Annotated in this window: 19 protein-coding genes; 10 read left to right on the forward strand and 9 right to left on the reverse strand. The window is 55.8% G+C overall.

The features are described 5' to 3' along the window. Positions 1 to 119: 119 nt before the first annotated feature. The gene (locus tag RA157_RS13230) at positions 120 to 785 is read right to left on the reverse strand and encodes a ChrR family anti-sigma-E factor (protein WP_350333603.1); all 666 of its coding nucleotides are present in this window, start codon (positions 783 to 785) and stop codon (positions 120 to 122) included. Further along, positions 782 to 1,318, reverse strand: coding sequence for a sigma-70 family RNA polymerase sigma factor (locus RA157_RS13235; RefSeq protein ID WP_350333604.1), 537 nt, complete (start codon positions 1,316 to 1,318; stop codon positions 782 to 784). The genes RA157_RS13230 and RA157_RS13235 overlap by 4 nt, the downstream gene beginning before the upstream one ends. A gap of 230 nt (positions 1,319 to 1,548) precedes the next feature. Between RA157_RS13235 and RA157_RS13240 the strand changes: the two genes are divergently transcribed. Genes RA157_RS13240 through RA157_RS13250 form a run of 3 tightly spaced genes read left to right on the forward strand, consistent with a single transcriptional unit; the run spans position 1,549 to position 5,050 of the window. Continuing rightward, positions 1,549 to 2,895, forward strand: coding sequence for an NAD(P)/FAD-dependent oxidoreductase (locus RA157_RS13240; protein WP_350333605.1), 1,347 nt, complete (start codon positions 1,549 to 1,551; stop codon positions 2,893 to 2,895). Then, entirely contained in the window at positions 2,895 to 3,788 is an 894-nt protein-coding gene (locus RA157_RS13245) for a DUF1365 domain-containing protein (RefSeq protein ID WP_350333606.1), read from the forward strand. The genes RA157_RS13240 and RA157_RS13245 overlap by 1 nt, the downstream gene beginning before the upstream one ends. Beyond that, on the forward strand, positions 3,785 to 5,050 hold the full coding sequence (locus RA157_RS13250) for a class I SAM-dependent methyltransferase (protein ID WP_350333607.1): 1,266 nt from the start codon (positions 3,785 to 3,787) through the stop codon (positions 5,048 to 5,050). Before RA157_RS13245 ends, RA157_RS13250 begins: the two co-directional genes overlap by 4 nt. A gap of 19 nt (positions 5,051 to 5,069) precedes the next feature. On the opposite strand, the gene RA157_RS13255 is transcribed toward RA157_RS13250, so the two are convergent. Together RA157_RS13255 and RA157_RS13260 are read right to left on the reverse strand one after the other, a co-directional pair. Beyond that, a complete protein-coding gene (locus tag RA157_RS13255) occupies positions 5,070 to 5,516 on the reverse strand; it encodes a nuclear transport factor 2 family protein (RefSeq protein WP_350333608.1) in 447 nt (148 codons plus the stop codon). Then, positions 5,516 to 6,271, reverse strand: coding sequence for an SDR family NAD(P)-dependent oxidoreductase (locus RA157_RS13260; RefSeq protein WP_350333609.1), 756 nt, complete (start codon positions 6,269 to 6,271; stop codon positions 5,516 to 5,518). The genes RA157_RS13255 and RA157_RS13260 overlap by 1 nt, the downstream gene beginning before the upstream one ends. Before the next feature lie 103 nt (positions 6,272 to 6,374). Between RA157_RS13260 and RA157_RS13265 the strand changes: the two genes are divergently transcribed. Continuing rightward, positions 6,375 to 6,812, forward strand: a complete 438-nt coding sequence (locus tag RA157_RS13265) for a DUF1330 domain-containing protein (RefSeq protein ID WP_350333610.1) — start codon at positions 6,375 to 6,377, stop codon at positions 6,810 to 6,812. Positions 6,813 to 6,868: 56 nt separating this feature from the next. On the opposite strand, the gene RA157_RS13270 is transcribed toward RA157_RS13265, so the two are convergent. After that, entirely contained in the window at positions 6,869 to 7,357 is a 489-nt protein-coding gene (locus RA157_RS13270) for a fasciclin domain-containing protein (RefSeq protein WP_350333611.1), read from the reverse strand. A 230-nt stretch (positions 7,358 to 7,587) separates the two neighbouring features. Here RA157_RS13270 and RA157_RS13275 point away from each other — a divergent pair, with 230 nt between their 5' ends. Then, entirely contained in the window at positions 7,588 to 9,033 is a 1,446-nt protein-coding gene (locus RA157_RS13275; RefSeq protein ID WP_350333612.1) for a cryptochrome/photolyase family protein, read from the forward strand. On the opposite strand, the gene RA157_RS13280 is transcribed toward RA157_RS13275, so the two are convergent. After that, complete coding sequence (locus tag RA157_RS13280) at positions 9,030 to 10,172, reverse strand: zinc ABC transporter substrate-binding protein (RefSeq protein WP_350333613.1); 1,143 nt, start codon at positions 10,170 to 10,172, stop codon at positions 9,030 to 9,032. The two genes, RA157_RS13275 and RA157_RS13280, sit on opposite strands and share 4 nt — an antisense overlap. A gap of 162 nt (positions 10,173 to 10,334) precedes the next feature. Between RA157_RS13280 and RA157_RS13285 the strand changes: the two genes are divergently transcribed. From RA157_RS13285 to RA157_RS13295, 3 genes are all read left to right on the forward strand, one after another. Then, positions 10,335 to 11,171, forward strand: coding sequence for an ATP-binding cassette domain-containing protein (locus RA157_RS13285; protein ID WP_350333614.1), 837 nt, complete (start codon positions 10,335 to 10,337; stop codon positions 11,169 to 11,171). Then, positions 11,161 to 11,982, forward strand: a complete 822-nt coding sequence (locus tag RA157_RS13290; protein ID WP_350336199.1) for a metal ABC transporter permease — start codon at positions 11,161 to 11,163, stop codon at positions 11,980 to 11,982. The genes RA157_RS13285 and RA157_RS13290 overlap by 11 nt, the downstream gene beginning before the upstream one ends. Positions 11,983 to 12,072: 90 nt before the next feature. Then, a complete protein-coding gene (locus RA157_RS13295) occupies positions 12,073 to 12,492 on the forward strand; it encodes a Fur family transcriptional regulator (RefSeq protein ID WP_350333615.1) in 420 nt (139 codons plus the stop codon). 123 nt (positions 12,493 to 12,615) lie between these two features. Here the strand turns inward: RA157_RS13295 and argE are convergent, their stop codons facing one another. Further along, a complete protein-coding gene (argE, locus tag RA157_RS13300; protein WP_350333616.1) occupies positions 12,616 to 13,782 on the reverse strand; it encodes an acetylornithine deacetylase in 1,167 nt (388 codons plus the stop codon). After that, the gene (gene doeA / locus RA157_RS13305) at positions 13,779 to 14,972 is read right to left on the reverse strand and encodes an ectoine hydrolase DoeA (RefSeq protein ID WP_350333617.1); all 1,194 of its coding nucleotides are present in this window, start codon (positions 14,970 to 14,972) and stop codon (positions 13,779 to 13,781) included. Before doeA ends, argE begins: the two co-directional genes overlap by 4 nt. A gap of 438 nt (positions 14,973 to 15,410) precedes the next feature. On the opposite strand from doeA, the gene RA157_RS13310 reads away from it, so the two are divergent. Together RA157_RS13310 and RA157_RS13315 are read left to right on the forward strand one after the other, a co-directional pair. Continuing rightward, positions 15,411 to 16,127, forward strand: coding sequence for a glutamine amidotransferase (locus RA157_RS13310; RefSeq protein ID WP_350336200.1), 717 nt, complete (start codon positions 15,411 to 15,413; stop codon positions 16,125 to 16,127). An 89-nt stretch (positions 16,128 to 16,216) separates the two neighbouring features. Further along, a complete protein-coding gene (locus RA157_RS13315) occupies positions 16,217 to 18,622 on the forward strand; it encodes a GcvT family protein (RefSeq protein WP_350333618.1) in 2,406 nt (801 codons plus the stop codon). A gap of 7 nt (positions 18,623 to 18,629) precedes the next feature. Here RA157_RS13315 and RA157_RS13320 read toward each other — a convergent pair whose 3' ends face one another. Continuing rightward, positions 18,630 to 19,358, reverse strand: a complete 729-nt coding sequence (locus RA157_RS13320; protein WP_350333619.1) for a hypothetical protein — start codon at positions 19,356 to 19,358, stop codon at positions 18,630 to 18,632. Between the last annotated feature and the right edge of the window lie 93 nt (positions 19,359 to 19,451).

Raw genomic sequence — 19,451 nt, forward strand, 5'->3', positions numbered from 1 at the left:
GCGTCATCAAAGACATAGAGCATGCGCATGAATCCTGTTCATCGCAAAATGCTCTCAACACCAAAAAGGCACCCGATCGGATGCCTTTTCGCGTCTTCTGAACTGCTTTCGCAGAATGATCAGAAGCCAAGGATTGGCTGGAGAACCTTGCCCACAATGCCGCGGAACTGCAGCGGCGCATCGGTTACGATGAAGCAGATGCAGTCCTCTTCAGTGTCGGCTATTGGCTGGTGATCCACCTCGCCATCGGCTTCCTGAACATCGCCAACCTTGTATCGGCCGGATTCGTCGGAAAACGAGCCCTTGAGAACAAGCGTCATCTCATGACCGTGATGGCTGTGCATCGGGGTGACAAAACCGGGTGAAAGCTTCAACAGCCGTGCCTTTTCCCCGTCTTCGCAGGCGATGGGCAACTGATATTGCTTCACGCCCGGAGCAACGGTCTTCCACTGAAGCGCGTCATAATCCTGCCCCAGAAGCAGTTGCAGGGGCGCAGGAATATGGGAGAGGTCAGCAGAGGGTGTCATGTCCCCGGTCTGTTCCTCAGGCTCGGCATCAGCCTTGTCCAGCAGCGCTTCGAGATGGTCGAAGCTGTTGTCTGACAAAGGGGTCTCAGAAGCTGTTTCCAGCAGATGCCCGCCGACTAATGTGGCTTTTGCAACGCGATCCTCGCATCGTTCGCAAAGCTGCACGTGACTTGCCACGAACAGGCGGGCCGCATCAGACAACGCCCCGGCGGCATAGCTTACAAGCATCTCGTCGCTGATATGGTGATTGATCATCATTCAAACTCTGACAATTTAGACCTCAGCCGTCCAAAGGCGAGGCGTAAACGGGATTTCACGGTCCCAAGCGGCAGTTGCAGTCTTTGAGCAATATCCGCATGGGTCGCTTCTTCGAAAAACGACAGGCTGATCACTTCGGCCTGATTGGGAGGCAGTTCAGCAATCGCATCACGAACAATATTCATCAGTTCGGACTGATAAGTCGCGCGATCCTGGTCGCCGTCTTCAACCAGTGCTGCCTCGAAGAAGCTCTCGTCCTTCAGAACAAGGCGGTTCTGGTTGCGTGTCTTGTCGATACGGATATTGCGGGCCACGGTGAATATCCACGTGGAGGCTGCCGCTTTTGCCGCATCATAGAGATGAGCTTTTCTCCATATCTGAAGAAAAGTCTCCTGCACCAATTCTTCTGCAAGAACCTCGTCGGTTCCGGACCGCATATAGAAGGACTTCAGGCGCGGGCCAAAATGATCAAACAAGGTGCGGAATGCCGAGCGGGATTTTTCATGCCCCACCGACAACAGAAGAGTACTCAAGTGATCCGTTGTCAAAGCGGACGCCGTCCTCATACTGGGTGTTTGTGGCTGCGATTGTCCGAGCACGTTTCCATTCCACATTAGTGTGTCATGGCAAGGTTTACGACAGAATAATAACTGCGGATCAGTTTGCCGCAGATTTTCCCTCTCCATAACAAAAACTTTACAGTGATCCGCTTCGGCCTCGTCACCATAGAAGTCCACAACAGCATCTAACTGGATGGGATTTCATGCGTATTGCCATTATCGGATCAGGTGTTTCCGGCCTTTCGGCAGCCTGGCTTCTGTCTCAGAGGCACACGGTCAGTGTGTTTGAAAAAGACGACCGTCTCGGTGGCCACGCTAATACGCAGTCCATCCGGCTGGGAGACGACACGGTCGATGTGGATACCGGTTTCATTGTCTACAATGAGAAAACCTACCCCAATCTGACGGCCCTATATGAGCATGTGAACATTCCAACGAATGCCACTGACATGTCTTTCTCGGTTTCGATGGGGGACGGGCAGTTTGAATATGCAGGCTCCGATCTTGCGGGCCTCTTCGCCCAGCCTGGCAATCTGGTCAATATGCACTTCTGGGGCATGCTCAAGGATATCCGCCGGTTCTACGCGCGCTCCGTGGAATTTGCCGAAGACCCGGCGTCAGAAGGTGTCAGCCTTGGCCATTATCTGATGCAGGAAGGTTATTCCCAGTTCTTCATCCAGCGGCATTTGCTGCCCATGGGGGCGGCCATATGGTCCATGCCGGCAGAGAAGATGCTGGCTTTCCCATTCCGGTCCTTTGTCCGGTTCTGCAAGAACCATGGTCTCCTGCAGATCAGTGACCGACCACAATGGCGCACAGTGACAGGCGGTTCGAAAAACTATGTAAGCCGTCTGGCCCGGGACTTCACCGGCCCGACCTTCCTCAACTGCGCCATCGCGGCCGTGGAGCGTAAACCCGGACATGTGGAGGTCATTGACCGGGAAGGGGAGCGCATGGCTTTTGATCATGTGGTCTTTGCCTGTCATTCTGATCAGGCCCTTCGCATCCTGAGGGCAGGAGAATCCGGCGTAACAGAAGACGAGCAGGCCATCCTTGGATCCTTGCGCTACCAGAAAAACCTGGCTTTGCTTCATACCGATGAAGCTCTGATGCCGAAGAGAAAGCGGGCCTGGACGAGCTGGAATTATCTGACCGGTGATGCCTCTGACGATGGAACATCCCTGAGTGTCACCTATTGGATGAACAGGCTGCAGACCCTGTCAACGGACAAGGACCTCTTTGTAACGCTAAACCCGCTCAAGCAGCCGAGAGAGGGCTCCGTTCTCCGCAGCTATGTCTATGAGCATCCGATCTTTGATGGCGATGCACTTGCAGCCCAGCATCGTCTCTGGAGCCTGCAGGGCCGTCGTCGGGCCTGGTTCTGCGGGGCCTATTTCGGACATGGGTTCCATGAGGACGGCCTTCAGGCTGGCCTTGCGGTGGCGGAACAGCTGGGCGGTGTCCGCAGGCCCTGGTCGGTGGCCGATGAATCCGGGCGTATCCCGCTTGCCACAACATCCAGTTCCGGTGCGCGTGAGGCGGCTGAGTAATGAAGGGCCCCGACCATACGGATCAGCAGGTAAATGGCGTACAAGATGGTGCCCAAGGTGATGCCCAAGATGGTGTCCAAAATGATGCACTGGCCGTTGGTCACTGCCTGTATGAAGGGCAGGTCGTGCATCAGCGCCATGACCGGATATCACACCGGCTGACCTATTCGGTTTTCTCGGTATTGCTGGACATCGACGGGCTGGACAAGGCCCATGCCATAAGCCCGCTGTTTTCCGTCAACAGGCGCAATCTGTTCAGCTTCATGGAAGCCGACCATATGGATCAGGGGCATGCAGATCTGCGCGCCTATGTGGATGCGCTATTGTCTGAAGTGCAGGGGCTGGACAGGCCGCACCGGATCATGGTTCTGGCTTATCCGCGTTTTCTCGGCCATACCTTTAACCCGCTCACGGTCTTCTTTTGCCATGATGATGCGGACAGGCTGACTGCGGTTCTCTATCAGGTCAGCAACACATTCGGTCAGCGCCATCACTATCTCCACCGGGTTGATGGGGCGGATGAAGTTCTGAATCACTCCTGTGACAAGAATTTCTATGTATCTCCATTCATTGAGATGGATTGCACCTATCATTTCACCCTGCGTCCGCCGAACGCGGAGCGGGTCTCTATTCTTATTCGTCAATTCAATCAGGGCGGAAAGGTTCTGACGGCAGCTTTCAAAGGCCGTCATGTGCCATTGCGCACGGGGAAACTGATCGGTTTGGCGTTTCGATATGTCCAGAGCGGCTACAAGATTTTGGCGGCCATTCACTGGGAGGCGCTGAAACTCTGGTTGAAGGGAGCCAGGCTTGTGCATCGGCCTGATCCGCCTTCAACACCGCTGACGGACATGAAAAACAGCCGCGTAACCTTTGGCAGGGATCATCCATGACGACCGACAACAATCAGATGGCAGAAACCAATCTGGCCACTCCGCTTTCTCCATCCGTTCAAATGCCTGCGTTTGCCCCTTCAGTTTTTTCACCCTGGCAATCGATTGCGTTCAAGGCACTGGATGGCTGGTCAGAAGGCCATCTGACCCTGATTATGCCGGACAGGCGGGTTTGTTCATTCGGAACCCAGGCACCCGGCCTGCCCGATGTCACCGTAACCATTCATGCCCCCAGGGTGTTCCGCAGGCTGGTGCTTGGCGGTGTTCTGGCCTTTGCTGAATCCTATATGGATGGCGACTGGTCCTGCTCGGATCTGACGGACCTGTTCCGCCTGTTCCTGGCCAATGGAGCGCAGAGCCGGAAGGTCTATAATTTGGGACGCCTCGCACAGTGGAGCGATCGTCTGCGGCATTTCATGAACCGCAACACAAAGCGGGGCAGCCGCCGCAACATTGCCTACCACTATGATCTGGGCAACGATTTCTACAAAGCCTGGCTTGATGCCTCGATGACCTATTCATCGGCCTATCAGACCCGGGCAGAGGAGCCGCTTGAAGAGGCGCAGGCCCGAAAATACGAGCGTGTTCTGGATCTGGCCGGTTGTAAGGAAGGGCATTCCGTACTTGAGATCGGCTGTGGCTGGGGTGGTCTGGCGGAGCATGCCGCAAGACGTGGTGCCAGGACACATGGCGTTACCCTGTCACGAGAGCAGCTGGCCTATGCACGGGCGCGCAGCGTAGAGCACGGCTTTGCCGACAAGGCAAAGTTCGAGCTGTGTGATTATCGCGATACGAGCGGTCAGGTGGATAATATCATTTCCATTGAAATGATAGAAGCGGTCGGGCATGAGAATTGGAACCGCTATTTCTCCGTTATCCGGGATCGGTTGAAACCGGGAGGTTCTGCCGTTATTCAGGCAATTGTCATCGCCGATGACCGCTATGAAGACTACAAGAACGGCGTCGATTTCATCCAGCGCTATATCTTTCCGGGCGGCATGCTTCCCAGCCCGTCAGCGCTGCGAAATACAATAGAGGAAGCGGGGCTGTCGCTGGTTGAGGAAGAATATTTCGGCGAAGATTATGCCCACACGCTTGCGGTCTGGAACAAGGATTTCCAGAAAGCCTGGCCCTCCATCGCCCCGCTGGGCTATGACGAGCGCTTCCGTCGCATGTGGGAATACTATCTCACCTATTGTGAGGCCGGTTTCCTTGCAAAGTCCATCGATGTGGGCTTCTTCAAGATCGTCAAGCCCGCCTGAGGCGGGCGCGGGGTTTCTCTCACCCCACAGCGGCCTTTCTGGCAATGAAGCGGATCATCGGGCCGACGAGTGGCAGCTTGCTGTAGAAATGGCGGCTGGCGTCCCAGTAATCGTAGTGAGCAGAAACGAGGCTATCCTCTGAGAACTGAAGCTCTGTCATGCCGCGTACGGTCCAGTGGCCCAGCCAGCGCTGATGGCAGTCAAAATCCCAGCGCATGAAGCAGAGGTCCCCGGACCATGCCAGGTCAAGAATGGTGAAGGACGGCGCGTCCACATCCTCGAACATCCGATGGATGACCGTGACAAGCTTGTCCTTGCCGCGAATATCATTGAATGGATCGATGAAATGAATGTCATCCGTCACAAGCGGTAGAATATCTCCTGCGGTCTCCGGTGTCACACTGCCGAAATAGGCCGCATAGGCTTCAGCTGTCCGTTGGCGGACGGTTTCCGGTGACGAAGACATCAGAGCATACTCCTCATAACGCGGAAATAGAGCCTGTACGGCAGAAGTCGCAAGGCTTTCAGGCGACGGACAAGTGGTGCCGGGAAGGCGATTTCGAACTGCTTCCTGCGCAAGCCTTCCCACATGTGATCTGCCGCTTCTGCGGCCGAAATCAGAAACGGCATCTCGAAGGTGTTCTTGTCCGTCATCGGTGTTTTGACAAAACCCGGATTGATAATGGTGAGGTCCAGTCCCAGCCGCTCGAACTCCGGATAAAGCGTTTCTGTCAGGTTGATCAGCGCGGCCTTGGTTGGTCCGTAATGAACGGCGTTCGGCAGGCCTCTGTAACCGGTCAGGGATGACACAAGCGCCAGATGTCCTGTGCCGCGATCCCTGAATATCGGCATCACGGCCTGAATCACCCGGATAGCACCGATATAGTTGATGTTCATATGATCTGATGCTGCATCAGCATCCAGGATTGTCAGGCCGCCCGGTTCGTAGGTTCCTGCGCAAAAGACAACCAGATCAGGTACAAGGTTTTGATCTTTCAGGGCCTGTATTGCAATGTCAACAGACTGGCCGGACGACACGTCCATTGGTACAACCTGCAGGCCGGGCAAGTCATTCGCCATCGACCAGAGTGCATCCGCACGGCGTGCGCTGACGATCACCGACAGACCGTTCCGGTGGCAGTGTCGCGCAAAGGCTTCGCCAATACCGGAACTGGCACCGATAACCCAGACCGTGGACCATGGCATTGTCGTTTTGCTCATAAAGTTCCTGCTTGCATTCGTTCTCACCATCATACGACACTGATGTCGCGGCAGATTAGCAAAAACGCTGTTTTCATATGGATTTGAGACAGGAGAAACCGGTTTGGATCAGGATGCCTATATAGATCCGGAGCGCGCAGCGTGGGAAGCGTTCAAGGCGCTGCCACGTGATCATGATATTCATATGCTGAATCTGGTCCGGTTCAGAGACAAGGCGTGTTATCCCGATGATCATCCCAATGCTGACAAGGATATGTCCGGCGCAGAGGCTTATCAGCTCTATGGCGCCACAAGCGCTTCGGTTCTGAAGGACATTGGCGGCTCGGTTATCTGGAGCGGGGCCATGCAGACCATGGTGATTGGCCCGGAAACCGAACAGTGGGATGCTGTTTTTATCGCACATTACCCCAATGCTTCAGCCTTCATGGCCATGGTGAAACATCCTGTTTACAGCGAGGCCGTTGTCCACCGTCAGGCAGCAGTGCTGACATCACGGCTGATCCGGTGTCTGCCGAAAGGTGGCGGAGAAACCTTTGGCTGATGCCACTTCGGCATATCTGGGTTGATATGCCGAAGAGTAGTTGGTTAGCGAGGATTTTAGTCCGTTGGCAGCATGACCTTGTCGATCACATGGATCACACCATTGTCGGCGACAATATCCGCTGAAATCACATTGGCTCCGTCAACGGTTACACCATTGGATGATTTATCCACTGACAGAAGACGATCTCCATCCGCCTTGATGGTTTTCACATGGATGGTGCCGCCCGGCAGCTGGTTTGACATCAGTTTGCGAGGGAGGACGTGATAACTGAGGACAGCAGCCAGCTGAGCCTTGTTTTCTGGCTTCAGAAGGTTTTCGACAGTACCTTCAGGCAAAGCGGCAAAGGCATCGTCGGTCGGCGCAAACACGGTCAGGTTTTCTCCATCTGCCAGAGCACCTGCCAGACCAGCAGCCTTGGCAGCAGCAAGGAGTGTTTCAAACTGGCCAGCCCCAGCGGCTGTTTCAACAATATTTTTTGCCTGTGCTGCCGTTGCTGTAAGCAATGCTGCGGACAAAGTGGTAGCGATCGCAAAAATGCGCATAACAATCTCCCGGTTTTGCTTGGAATTCGTATTACGTATGAAGAATACGGGGAAATAAAACTTATGGATCAGATTTTTATTGCCAATTAATAAAATATTTATTTTGTCTATTCTTAAGGGGCTTGTTGGTTTTTTGGGCATCCAAGTTCATTGCAGATGCGTATAGACATGGTTAAGCCTAAGGGCTTGAACCCTAATGTACGTTCAAGCCAAGATAAGAGACGCCATCTGTGACACGTTCAGAAACTCAAGGAATACGCTGCCTGCACTGGTTCCGTCAGGATCTGCGTCTGTCTGATAATCCCGCTCTGTTGGAAGCGGCGGCGCGTGGTTCTGTCCTGCCAGTCTATATTCTCGATGATGAGAATGCCGGGGATGCCCGTATCGGTGGAGCAGGGCGCTGGTGGCTGGACAAGTCCCTGTCGGCCTTGAATGAAGCGCTGGGTGGCGGCTTGCGCTGTTATCGCGGGCGAGCCGAAGAGATTCTGCCGGATATCATCGACCGCTACGGGATTGAACACGTGGGCTGGAACCGGTGCTATGAACCCTGGCGAATTGCCAGGGACAAGGGCATCAAGGCAGGCTTGAAGGCGCGGGGGATCTCCGTTCACAGCCACAATGGATCGCTGTTATGGGAGCCACATGAGGTGCTCAAGGCAGATGGCACGCTTTACCGTGTTTTCACGCCCTTCTATCGTAAGGGCTGCCTGTCAGCCCGCCCGCCAAGAAAGCCTTTGCCTGCGCCCGGCCACATAGAAACGATTACCCCTGATGCGGATGATGCTGGTTTTAGCCCGGATGGTCTGACGTTGCGCGCCGACCATCCATGGGCCGAGCAGCTTGATCCGCATTGGCAGCCGGGCGAGGTGGGAGCCCGGCAGAGGCTTGAGGCTTTCCTGTCATCAGGGTTGTCCGGCTATAAGGATGGTCGGAACCGCCCGGCTGAAGCACATGTCTCTCGCCTGTCCCCCCATCTCCATTGGGGAGAGGTCTCGCCCAATCAGGTCTGGTCTGCCGCGTCTCATGGATATGAGGGGAGCGATCAGGATCATTTCCTCAGTGAGCTGGGCTGGCGGGAGTTTTCATATGCCTTGCTTTATCACGAGCCGAGCCTGGTCGAAAAACCGTTGCAACACGCTTTCGAGAATTTCCCGTGGCAGGAGGACAGCGGGCTTCTGAAAGCCTGGCAGCGAGGGCAGACAGGCATTCCGATTGTGGATGCGGGCATGCGGGAATTGTGGCAGACCGGCTATATGCATAACCGTGTTCGCATGATTGTCGGCTCATTCTTGGTGAAAAATCTGCGCCTGCACTGGCATCACGGCAGAGACTGGTTCTGGGATACGCTGGTGGATTCGGATCTCGCGTCAAACAGTGCCAGCTGGCAGTGGATAGCCGGGTGCGGCGCTGACGCCGCACCCTACTTCCGTGTCTTTAATCCAGTTTTGCAAGGGGAAAAATTCGACACGGATGGTCTCTATACCCGGCGGTTTGTGCCGGAACTTGAAGCTTTGCCGAACAAATATCTGTTCAAGCCGTGGGAAGCCCCTTCTGATGTGCTGAACAAGGCCGGTTTGCGCCTGGGTGTGACATATCCCTATCCGGTTGTGGACCTGAAACAGTCTCGAAACCAGGCGCTGCAGGCTTTCCAGCAGATGAAAGAGGCTCCTTCTTAACTGTTGCCGGACAGGCAGTCCCGAATGGACTTGGCCATATTGCGAATAAGCGTTCCATAGAGCGCCGGGCCTTCGGTAATTGTCGCACCGAGCGGGTCAAGCGTGCCGGAGCGGGCAGGGGTGCCCTCCACAACAGTCGTCACCAGCTTCGGCTCGAACTGCGGCTCGGCAAAGACACAGGTCGCACCCAGTTCTTCAATCGTATGACGAACTTCTGAAAGCTGCTCTGCGCCCGGGCTGCGGTCTGGGTGGAGGGTAATGGCCCCAGCAGACTTGAGGTCAAACCGATCCTCAAAATACTGGTAAGCATCATGGAACACCACAAAACGCTTCTCGTGCACAGGCTCGAGCTTGCTTGCAACCTCTTTGGTCAGTTCGTCAAGCATGTCAACGGCTTTGGCTGCATTGGCTTTATAGACTTCCGCCTTTGACGGGTTCTGCTCGCTCAGGGCTTTGGCAATGGCATCGACCATATGCTTGGCATTGACCGGATCCAGCCAGATGTGAGGATCAAGCGAACCCTCCGCATGATTGTGGCCGTCATGGTCACCGTGTTCTTTGTCGTCATCATGCCCGTGCTCATCCTTTTCGGCATGCTTGTCATGGTCATCATGATCTTTGTGGTCATCATGCCCATGATCGTCATGCCCGTGATCATCCTTCTTCGCATGCTTCTCATGATCATGATGATCATCATGGTCTTTATGCTCTTCCCCTTTGGCGTGGTCATCGTGATCACCGTCTTCGTCATGATGGTCATGCCCTTCCCGGAAAGGGCGGGCGGCAACGCCGGTGGCATCCATCATGGCATGCTGGGCAGCCTTACTGGCAATGGTCTCAAGCGGCTTTTCCAGAAAGGTCTCCAGCTCATGGCCAATCCAGAAAACCAGGTCGGCATCGGCGAGGGATCGGGCCTGGGACGGACGCATGGTATAGGTGTGAGGAGAGGCATTGCCATCGAGCAGAAGGGTCGGCTGTCCGGTGTCTCCCATGACCTGGGCAACAAGAGAATGGAGCGGCTTGATCGACACCACAACGGACGGATCGCTGTCAGCGGCCACAGCGCCGGATGGCTGCAAGAGGATGAGGGCAAGGCCGCTGGCCATCATAAGACGATTGATAAGAGATTTACGCATCATAACTGCATCGGGTCCGTAGCTGTGATGTTATAAGGTTACAGGATTGTGTAACCTTGTAACATCTGCCATATAGAGACGCAATACGAAACAGGGTGAGGCCTGACAGCAGGCCCCTGTGCCGGGTCTGATCAAACATGTCTCGGAATGTCAGGACAGAATGTTATGAGTAACGAGCATGGCGCTCTCATTTCCCTCAACCGTGCCGGGCTTTATCGCAGTGACCGCTGGCTGGTGCGTGGGGTGGACCTGTCTCTGAAGGCTGGTGAAATCGTCACGTTGATTGGGCCGAACGGCTCGGGGAAATCCACAACCACAAAGCTGGCGCTGGGTGTTCACAAACCTGATGAGGGGAGCGTGGCACGTCAAGCAGGCCTGACGGTTGGTTATGTACCCCAGAAGCTTGTGATTGACTGGACTTTGCCGCTGACGGCTGAGCGGTTTATGGGCCTGACAGGCTCTGTTCCGAAGCGGGATCGGGACATGGCTCTTGAACGGACAGGTGTCGCCCATCTGGCGCGCGCAGATATGCGCACCTTGTCGGGCGGGGAATTCCAGCGTGTGCTTCTGGCCCGTGCCATTGCCCGCAAGCCTCAGCTTCTGGTTCTGGATGAGCCGGTACAGGGTGTGGATTTTTCAGGCGAGATCGCCTTGTACGATCTGATCCGGGATATTCGGGATGAACTTGGGTGCGGCGTGCTGATGGTGTCTCACGACCTGCATCTGGTTATGGCAGCCACAGACCGGGTCATCTGTCTGAACGGACATATCTGCTGCCAGGGCACGCCAACCGCCGTTGCCGAGACGGCGGAATATCGGGACCTCTTTGGGGGGCAGGCCGCAGCGACGCTGGCGGTCTATGCCCATCAGCACGATCATGTGCACCTGCCGGATGGCCGGGTTCGTCATGCAGACGGCTCCATCACCGATCATTGTCATCCTGATGATGGCCATCATCATGACCATGATCATCACCAGGGGTGCGATAGCCATGCTCGATGATTTCTTTGTAAGGGCCTTGATTGCCGGGCTGGGCGTGGCACTGGTGGCCGGACCTCTCGGGTGTTTTGTTGTCTGGCGGCGGATGGCCTATTTCGGCGATACCCTGTCTCACGCCGCCCTTTTGGGCGTCGCGCTTGCTTTCCTTCTTGAGGTGGATATCACGCTGGCGGTCTTTGCGGTGGCGATCCTGATTTCGCTGGCCCTGCTGGGGTTGCAGAGGGCGGGAACCCTGTCATCGGACGTTCTGCTCGGGCTGTTGTCTCATTCAGCTCTTGCACTTGGCCTTGTGGCGCTCGCCTTCATGAGCTGGGTCAGGATTGACCTGCTGGGTCTTCTGTTTGGCGATATTCTAGCGGTCTCCAAAGGGGATCTTGCAATCATCTATGGCGGCGGGGCTGCCATTCTGGCCTGTCTGGTGTTCATTTGGCGGCCGCTGTTTGCTGCGACTGTCAATGACGAACTGGCCAAGGCTGAAGGCATGCACCCGCAACGCACCACGCTTATCTTTATGCTGCTGATGGCCGTGACCATCGCCATCGCCATGAAAGTGGTTGGCGTGCTTCTGATCACGGCAATGCTGATTATCCCGGCTGCCACTGCGCGCCGATTTGCCAGCGGACCGGAAATCATGGCCTTGCTGTCGGCGCTGATTGGTGTCATGGCTGTGGTGGGTGGCCTGTTCGGTTCTCTCCACTGGGATACACCATCAGGCCCGAGTATTGTTGTTGCCGCGCTTCTCCTGTTTGTGATCAGCCTGTCCCCGCTGGGGCGTATGATCGAGGCCGGACTGAAGCGTACTCACAAGGTTTGAACCACAGGTCCTGACCCTGGTTGCTTGTAAGCATAGTCTTGTCCGAAAACCGCACACACTTTTCGGGAATATGCTCTAACGGAGTTGAGAATGGCAGAAAGTGCTGGTGCAGAACGTGCACTGACAAAGAACCAGACACTGGTTCTGAATGCTCTTGAAGCAGCTGATGGACCATTGAGTGCCTATGGTATTCTTGACCTGCTGCGCGAGCATGGCTTCAGGGCACCATTGCAGGTCTACAGGGCTTTGGAACGTTTGACGGAGATCGGTCTGGTCCATCGCCTGGAAAGCCTGAATGCCTTTGTTGCCTGCTGTCACAAGGGCTGTTCGTCCCATGCCGAGGCCATTGTCTTTACCATCTGCGAAGACTGTGGTTCCGTTGCCGAAATCAGCGACAGCTCCCTTGCGGAGCAGCTTGCCCATGTGGCAGGCAGGGATGGATTCCGCTTGAAGAAATCAACCGTCGAGCTGCGCGGTCTATGCGCGGCTTGCCAGCAGCCTGCCGCCTAATTGAATTTTCAAATTTCTAGTGAAGCGAAATGTAAGCATTATTATTCAAGAGTCTGAAATATAAATAGAATGTGAGAATAGAAATTCTCGTTCATTTCAGAGTCAATGACAATAATAGTTGTTTCAGACCAATTTCCTGGACAGCTTTTCCAGTACAGAAAGAGCTTTTTCCAGCTCCGAAATGGCAATGAACTCATCAGGCTTGTGTGCCTGTTCAATGGAACCGGGGCCACAGACCACGGCACTGAGTCCAAGCCGCTGAAACAGGCCTGCTTCTGTGCCGAAAGAGACCACATCGGTGTGATTTGCTCCAGTCAGTTCAGAAAGGATCCGGACAGCCTCGTTGTCCGGCACAGGCTCAAGACCATCGATCTCGCTGATTGTCTCCGTGATGATGTCAGCCCTGTCGGAAACCGCCTGCATTTCTGGTCGAAGATGACCATCCACATAAGCCTCGATCTGCTCTTTGATGAAGTCGCGATCGCTGTTCTGGATAGGCCTCATTTCCCAGTCCAGCGTGCATTGACCCGGGATCACATTACGGGCAATGCCGCCTGAGATAGTGCCCACCTGAAGACTGGTCCAGGGCGGGCTGAACCGGGAGACGGATGGGGCCCGGGTCTTGACCTCATCTGCGAGTTCCATCAGCCGGGTAATGTACCGCACCGCATACGCAATGGCATTGACCCCGGCTTCCGGGTCTGACGCGTGACCGTCTGTGCCGGTGAATGTAGTGGTATATTCGCAGCCACCCTTGTGTCCTTCGATAAGACGCATCTCGGTGGGCTCGCCGATAATCGCCACAGAGGGCTGGATGCCCGCCTGCTGAAGGGCATCAATAAGCGCCATGCCCCCATAGCAGCCGACTTCCTCATCATAGGTCAGTGCGATGTGGAGCGGGCGTTTGAGGTCCAGGCTGGCATAATGGGGAACAGTTGCGAGAGCAGCCGCGATGAACCCTTTCATATCGCATGTGCCACGCCCGTACAGCCGTCCGTCAGATTCCCGCAGAGTGAAGGGATCGCTACTCCACTCCTGATTTTCCACTGGCACCACGTCAGTGTGACCGGAGAGGACAATACCACCGGGCCCATCAGGCCCGAGGGTTGCGAAAAGGTTGGCCTTCTTTCCGCTGTCATCTGCCCAGATGTTGAGCTTTGCACCATGTCCGGCAAGGTAGTCGGCAGCATAGTCAATCAGTGCCCGGTTGCTGTCGCTTGAGACAGTCGGGAAGGCCACCAGGTCTGTCAGCAACCTGATGGTTTCCTGCAGGCGCTCTGCTGCTGTCATGATTTCACCACCATGGCACGGGGAACATTGGCCAGGCATTCAGCCGGACCCTCATCGCGGATCAGGAGTGTCTCGGTAATTTCCATACCCCAGTCATCCATCCAGAGTCCGGGCATGAAATGAAACGTCATGCCGGGGCGCAGCTCTGTTGTGTCAGATGCGCGAATGGAATAGGTGCGCTCTCCCCAGTCCGGTGGATAGCTGAGGCCGATGGGATAACCACATCGGGCGTCCCGTTTGATGCCGAACCGTTCCAGAACCGCCTGAAAGGCCCGGGCAACATCGCCGGTCGTATTGCCTGCGCGGGCTGCCTGAATGCCGGCATCCAGTCCTTCGAGAACAGCCTCTTCAGCCCTGAGCATGTGGTCCGGTGGTGTCCCGAGATAAATCGTTCGGCAGAGCGGTGCATGATAGCGGCGATAGCAGCCGGACAGCTCGAAAAAGGTTCCAGCACCGGTCTCCAGCACTTTGTCGTCCCAGGTGAGGTGAGGGGCCGCCGCATCCGACCCGGTGGGCAGAAGCGGAACGATGGCAGGATAATCACCACCAAAGGCTCCCGCTTCATCTTCACTGCCGATGAGAGCCGTCCGGTAGATTTCCGCCACAAGCTCATTCTTGCGAAGGCCTGGCCGGATGGTTTCAGCCACAGAACGATGCATGTCCTCAACGATGCGGGCCGCGCGGCGCATATAGCTCAGCTCAGCGTCTGACTTGCAGGCCCGTTGCCAGTTCACAAGTGCCGTGGCGTCAGCAATCGACGGGCCTAGTTCCCGGCTCAGGACCGCATGAGCCCTGGCGGAGTAATAGTAGTTCTCCATCTCCACGCCCAGGCGGAGTGAAGACCAGCCGCGTTCGCGGATCAGGCCTGCCAGATGTTCCATCGGATGGCAATCCGTCGCCATCACGTAGTGATCCGGATAGCCGATAATGTTGTCTGCATCCATGTAGCAGGTGCGAAGGCCACCATTGGCATCCTGGCTGCGGCACCACAGAACCGGCTCACCGTCCGGTCCGATTAGAACGCCCTGGTGTACATAAAACGACCAGCCATCATAGCCGGTCAGCCAGGCCATATTGGATGGGTCTGCCACAAACAGCACATCGATTCCCGCCTCTGCCATGGCAGAGCGCGTACGGGACAGGCGGCTTGCATATTCTGTTCGAGCGAACGGCAGGGCGACGTCAGGCATGGATCACCTCCGGCAGGAAGAGTTATTCCTTTCGGGAACTCTACATCAATTCAGCCCGTTGAAAAGCAGCTTGTTCGTAGAGTGTATCCTGTGGATATTGCGGAGGAAAAATACAATCAGAATATGCGTTGAAAGCAGGGCATACATCTGATTCAGGAATCTTTAAAAGCTCTAAGCTACAAAAGGTCCGCGAGAATTTAAGGTCTGTCTTTGAGTGAATTGATCTAAGAAAGCTTTGTTTTGGGGCACGGTGGTCAGCTTCCGGGTGGACCGCAATTTGTAACAGCTTTCTTGTTGTTTGAGACGTCGCTGGGTGCTGCTTGAAAGCCGCCTGTGTTTGGCCATGACAAGGCCATGATGTCTTGGGACAATTCCTTGAGGTGGGCGTTGCATAACAAGGCCACGGGGAGGTCTGCAGACGTGCCTGAACCAGATAAAATGCCGGATAGCCGCCCGATACTTATTGTTCTTCACCAGGAGTGGTCCACACCTGGTCGCGTTGGCCAGATGCTTGAGGCAAAAGGCCGGAAACTGGACATCCGCAAGCCTGTTATGGGAGATCCATTGCCTGAGACAATGGATGATCATGCTGGCGCCATCATCTTTGGCGGCCCCATGAGTGCCAATGCCAATGAGGACTTTATCAAGAAGGAAATCGACTGGGTCTCTGTTCCGTTGAGAGACAAAGCCCCGTTTTTCGGAATCTGCCTCGGCGCGCAGATGCTGGCCAAGCAGCTTGGCGCAGGAGTGACCAAGCATGATACGGATTTTGCTGAGATCGGTTACTACCAGCTTGAGCCGACGGAAGAGGGCAAGACCCTGATGGCAAATTGGCCGGGCTGGGTCTACCATTGGCATACGGAAGGGTTCGAGCTGCCCAGTGGTGCGGAACTGCTGGCGCGTGGCGGCAATGAATTTCCCAATCAGGCCTATCGTTATGGACCGTCTGCCATGGCTGTGCAGTTCCATGCGGAACTGACCCTGCGGATGATGTATCGCTGGACCACACTTGGCGATCCGTGGCTGGTCCTGCCGGGCGCACGGCCAAGGAAGGAACATTTCGAAGGCCGTATGCTGCATGATGGTCCTGTCCGTGCGTGGCTGGACCAGTTTCTCGATCGCTGGCTGGAGACCGATCAGCGAGAGGCTGCATAAGCCTCCGGAATTTTCTGTACATATGTGTATAGACGCATCCCGTATTTTTTGCTTAGCTTCTCCCCGGGTTCACTCGGGGAGGGTTCAGCATGAAATCTCACTATCGTGTTGTGGTGATTGGCGGCGGGGTCGTTGGAGCCTCTGTTCTTTATCATCTGGCCAGGTTCGGCTGGACAGACGTCGCGCTTGTTGAGCGATCCGTACTGACAGCCGGGTCAAGCTGGCATGCCGCTGGTGGCTTCCATGCTCTGAATGCTGACCCGAACATCGCCGCGCTTCAGGCCTATACCATTGATCTTCTGGGAGAGATCGAGAAGGAATCCGGCCAGTCCATCGGTATGCATATGACCGGTGGTCTGACCCTCGCAGGGACGCCAGACCGTTGGGAATGGCTGCAATCCGCTTACCGTGTGTTCCAGACAATCGGCATAGATGATTGTCGTCTTGTCACGCCGGAAGAGGCCGGGGAGCTTTGCCCTGTCATGTCAACCGACGGGCTTCTCGGTGGTCTCTGGGCAGACCGGGAAGGCTATATCGATACCACAGGCACAGTGCACGCCTATGCAGGCGCTGCCAAAAAACGCGGCGCTGACGTTATCGAGCATAATCGCGTGCTGGAGCTGAACCAGACAGCAGACGGTTGGCAGGTTGTAACGGAAAAAGGCACGATCAGTTGCGAGCATGTGGTGAATGCCGCAGGTCTCTGGGCCAAGCAGGTTGGTCGGATGGCCGGAGTTGAGCTGCCGGTTTCGCCTCTTGAGCATCACTATCTCGTCACGGACAGCATTCCGGAAGTGGCCGCACTGGACCACGAACTGCCAATGACCGTGGATCTGGAAGGGTTCACCTATATGCGGCAGGACCAGAAAGGCATGCTGCTTGGTATTTACGAGATCAAACACCAGCACTGGATGATGGACGGCGCGCCCTGGGATTACGGCATTGAACTGCTGCAGGAAGATCTGGATCGGATCGAAAATGAGCTGACACTTGGGTTCAGCCGCTATCCGTGCCTTCAGGAGGCAGGGATCAAGACCTGGGTCAATGGTGCTTTCACCTTCTCGCCTGACGGCAACCCTCTGGTTGGCCCGGTCCCCGGCAAGCGCGGATACTGGTGCGCCTGCGCGGTTATGGCCGGATTCCTGCAAGGGGGAGGAGTTGGCAAGTCTCTGGCTGAGTGGATTATCCATGGTGAGCCGGAAGCCGATGTTTTTGGCATGGATGTAGCCCGCTACGGCGCATTTGCCACCAACAAACAGTATATCAGGGAAACCACCGGTCAGTTTTACACCCGCCGGTTTGTGATGAGTTATCCCAACGAGCAATTGCCCGCCGGGCGGCCGCTGAAGATGGCGCCAGCCCACGATGCGATGACGGAAGCCGGATGCAAATGGGGTGTGAGCTGGGGGCTGGAAGTTCCCTTGTATTTTGCACCGAGCGGCTTTGAGGAAACGCCATCGCTGAAGCGCTCCAATGCGTTTGATCTTGTCGGAGAGGAATGCCGGGCCGTGCGTGACGGTGTCGGGCTTCTGGATATTTCCGGCTTCTCGCGTTTTGAGATTTCAGGTCCCAACGCGGAACGCTGGCTTGACCGGCTTCTGGCCACACGTCTGCCCGGGCCCGGGCGCTCCCGCCTGGCGGTTATGTTGTCACCGGAAGGCCGCCTGAAGGGAGATCTGACCCTGTTCAACTGGGGCAATGGCACCTGGTGGCTGATGGGCAGCTATTACCTGCGTGACTGGCATATGCGCTGGTTCAATGATCACCTGGATGACGGTGTGATGGTGCGGGATATTGCTGATGACGTGGTCGGATTTTCTCTTTCCGGGCCGAAATCCCGTCAGGTTGTCGAGAACCTGACCGATCAGGATATCGGTAGTCTGCCCTTTATGGGCTGCGGCACATTCGATATCGGTCTGATCCGCGCCAGGGTCGGACGTCTCTCTGTAGCCGGAGAGCTGGGCTACGAGATCCATTGTTCGGCTGCAGAGCATATCGCGCTGCGTCGTCTGCTATTGGCTGCAGGTCATGACGTCGGCATCCGGGAGTTTGGTTTCAATGCGCTTCTAAGCCTGCGACTGGAGAAGAGTTTTGGCATCTGGTCGGCTGAATTTACCCAGGGCTACACACCGGGCATGACGGGCATGGATCGCTGGATAGACTGGAACAAGCCGGACTTCATAGGCCAGGCAGCAGCCAGGGCTGAGCGGGATGAGCAGAGTGCTGCCCAGGTTCTGGTGACGCTTGATGTGGAGGCCGATGGTGCCGATACCAGCGGGTATGAGCCCATCTGGTCGAATGGACAACGGGTGGGGTTTGTGACTTCCGGCGGATATGGCCACACCGTGGGTAAGTCATTGGCACTGGCTCTGGTGAACCGTGACCTGGCCAAGCCGGGAACCCGTCTGTCTGTCCATGTCGTGGGCGTAGAGCGTTCAACCACGGTTATCGAGGCCTCGCCCTATGATCCTGAGGGCAAGGCCATGCGTGGCTGATGGAGTGTCAGAAACTCGGGCCGAAGCTGTTGTCGGATGTATTCTGATACAGATTGACCGCCAGCGCTCCGGCCAGTGCGCTGCGCAACTCGTCCGGTCGGCTGAGGTTCGGTAGATGAAGTGTGCGGGTGTTGAGGTCTGCCGTTGCCACCGGATAACCAGCGCGTTTGAAGATATATCCGAGTGGCTTGTCAACCTGTAGAGCAACCCCTTGCGCTTTATGACTGGATGCAATGCTCAGTGCCTGGCCATTCACCCAGACGCGTCCTTCCAGCGCGCTTTTGGTGTCGAACTGAATGAGCCCGTTTGGTTTTGGTTCTCCAAGAACGAGTCCGCCGATTTCCTCCCCAGAACTGCTCTTGAACGTGCACTTGTAGGCGCCCTCTGCCAACTCGAAGCTTAGAAAATCAAGGGAAAGTGCCGAGTCGCGATAGGCGCACTGGGCGACAAGGCCCTGGTCAAAGCCTGGCCCCGAGATAGTGAAGCCGGATGACGACTTGCTGCTGGTGAACAGGTTATCAAATGCACCAAAGGCTGATGCGGATGTGGTGTATTCGCCCTGCCATTGCCCCACAGTATAACGCCCTGAAGATGAGCCCAGCCCTGTGAGGGCCAGGCGCTGGATGGAGCTGTCCTGAGCAATGGAGGAGGGAACATCAAGCTGGGCAAGCTGAACGGCCTGGCAGGCGGCAAGCAGGGACAATGCCAGCCCCGCGGTCATGATCTTGAGTGTCATGTTCAATCTTTCTGAAACAGGTGAATGTGAATGAGTTTGTATAGATTTTGACGAATAGCGGTACTCAAATGCAGCAATTGTGGCGAATTTATA

The sequence above is a fragment of the Coralliovum pocilloporae genome, from assembly GCF_030845175.1.
Classification (GTDB): Bacteria; Pseudomonadota; Alphaproteobacteria; order Rhizobiales; family Cohaesibacteraceae; genus Coralliovum; species Coralliovum pocilloporae.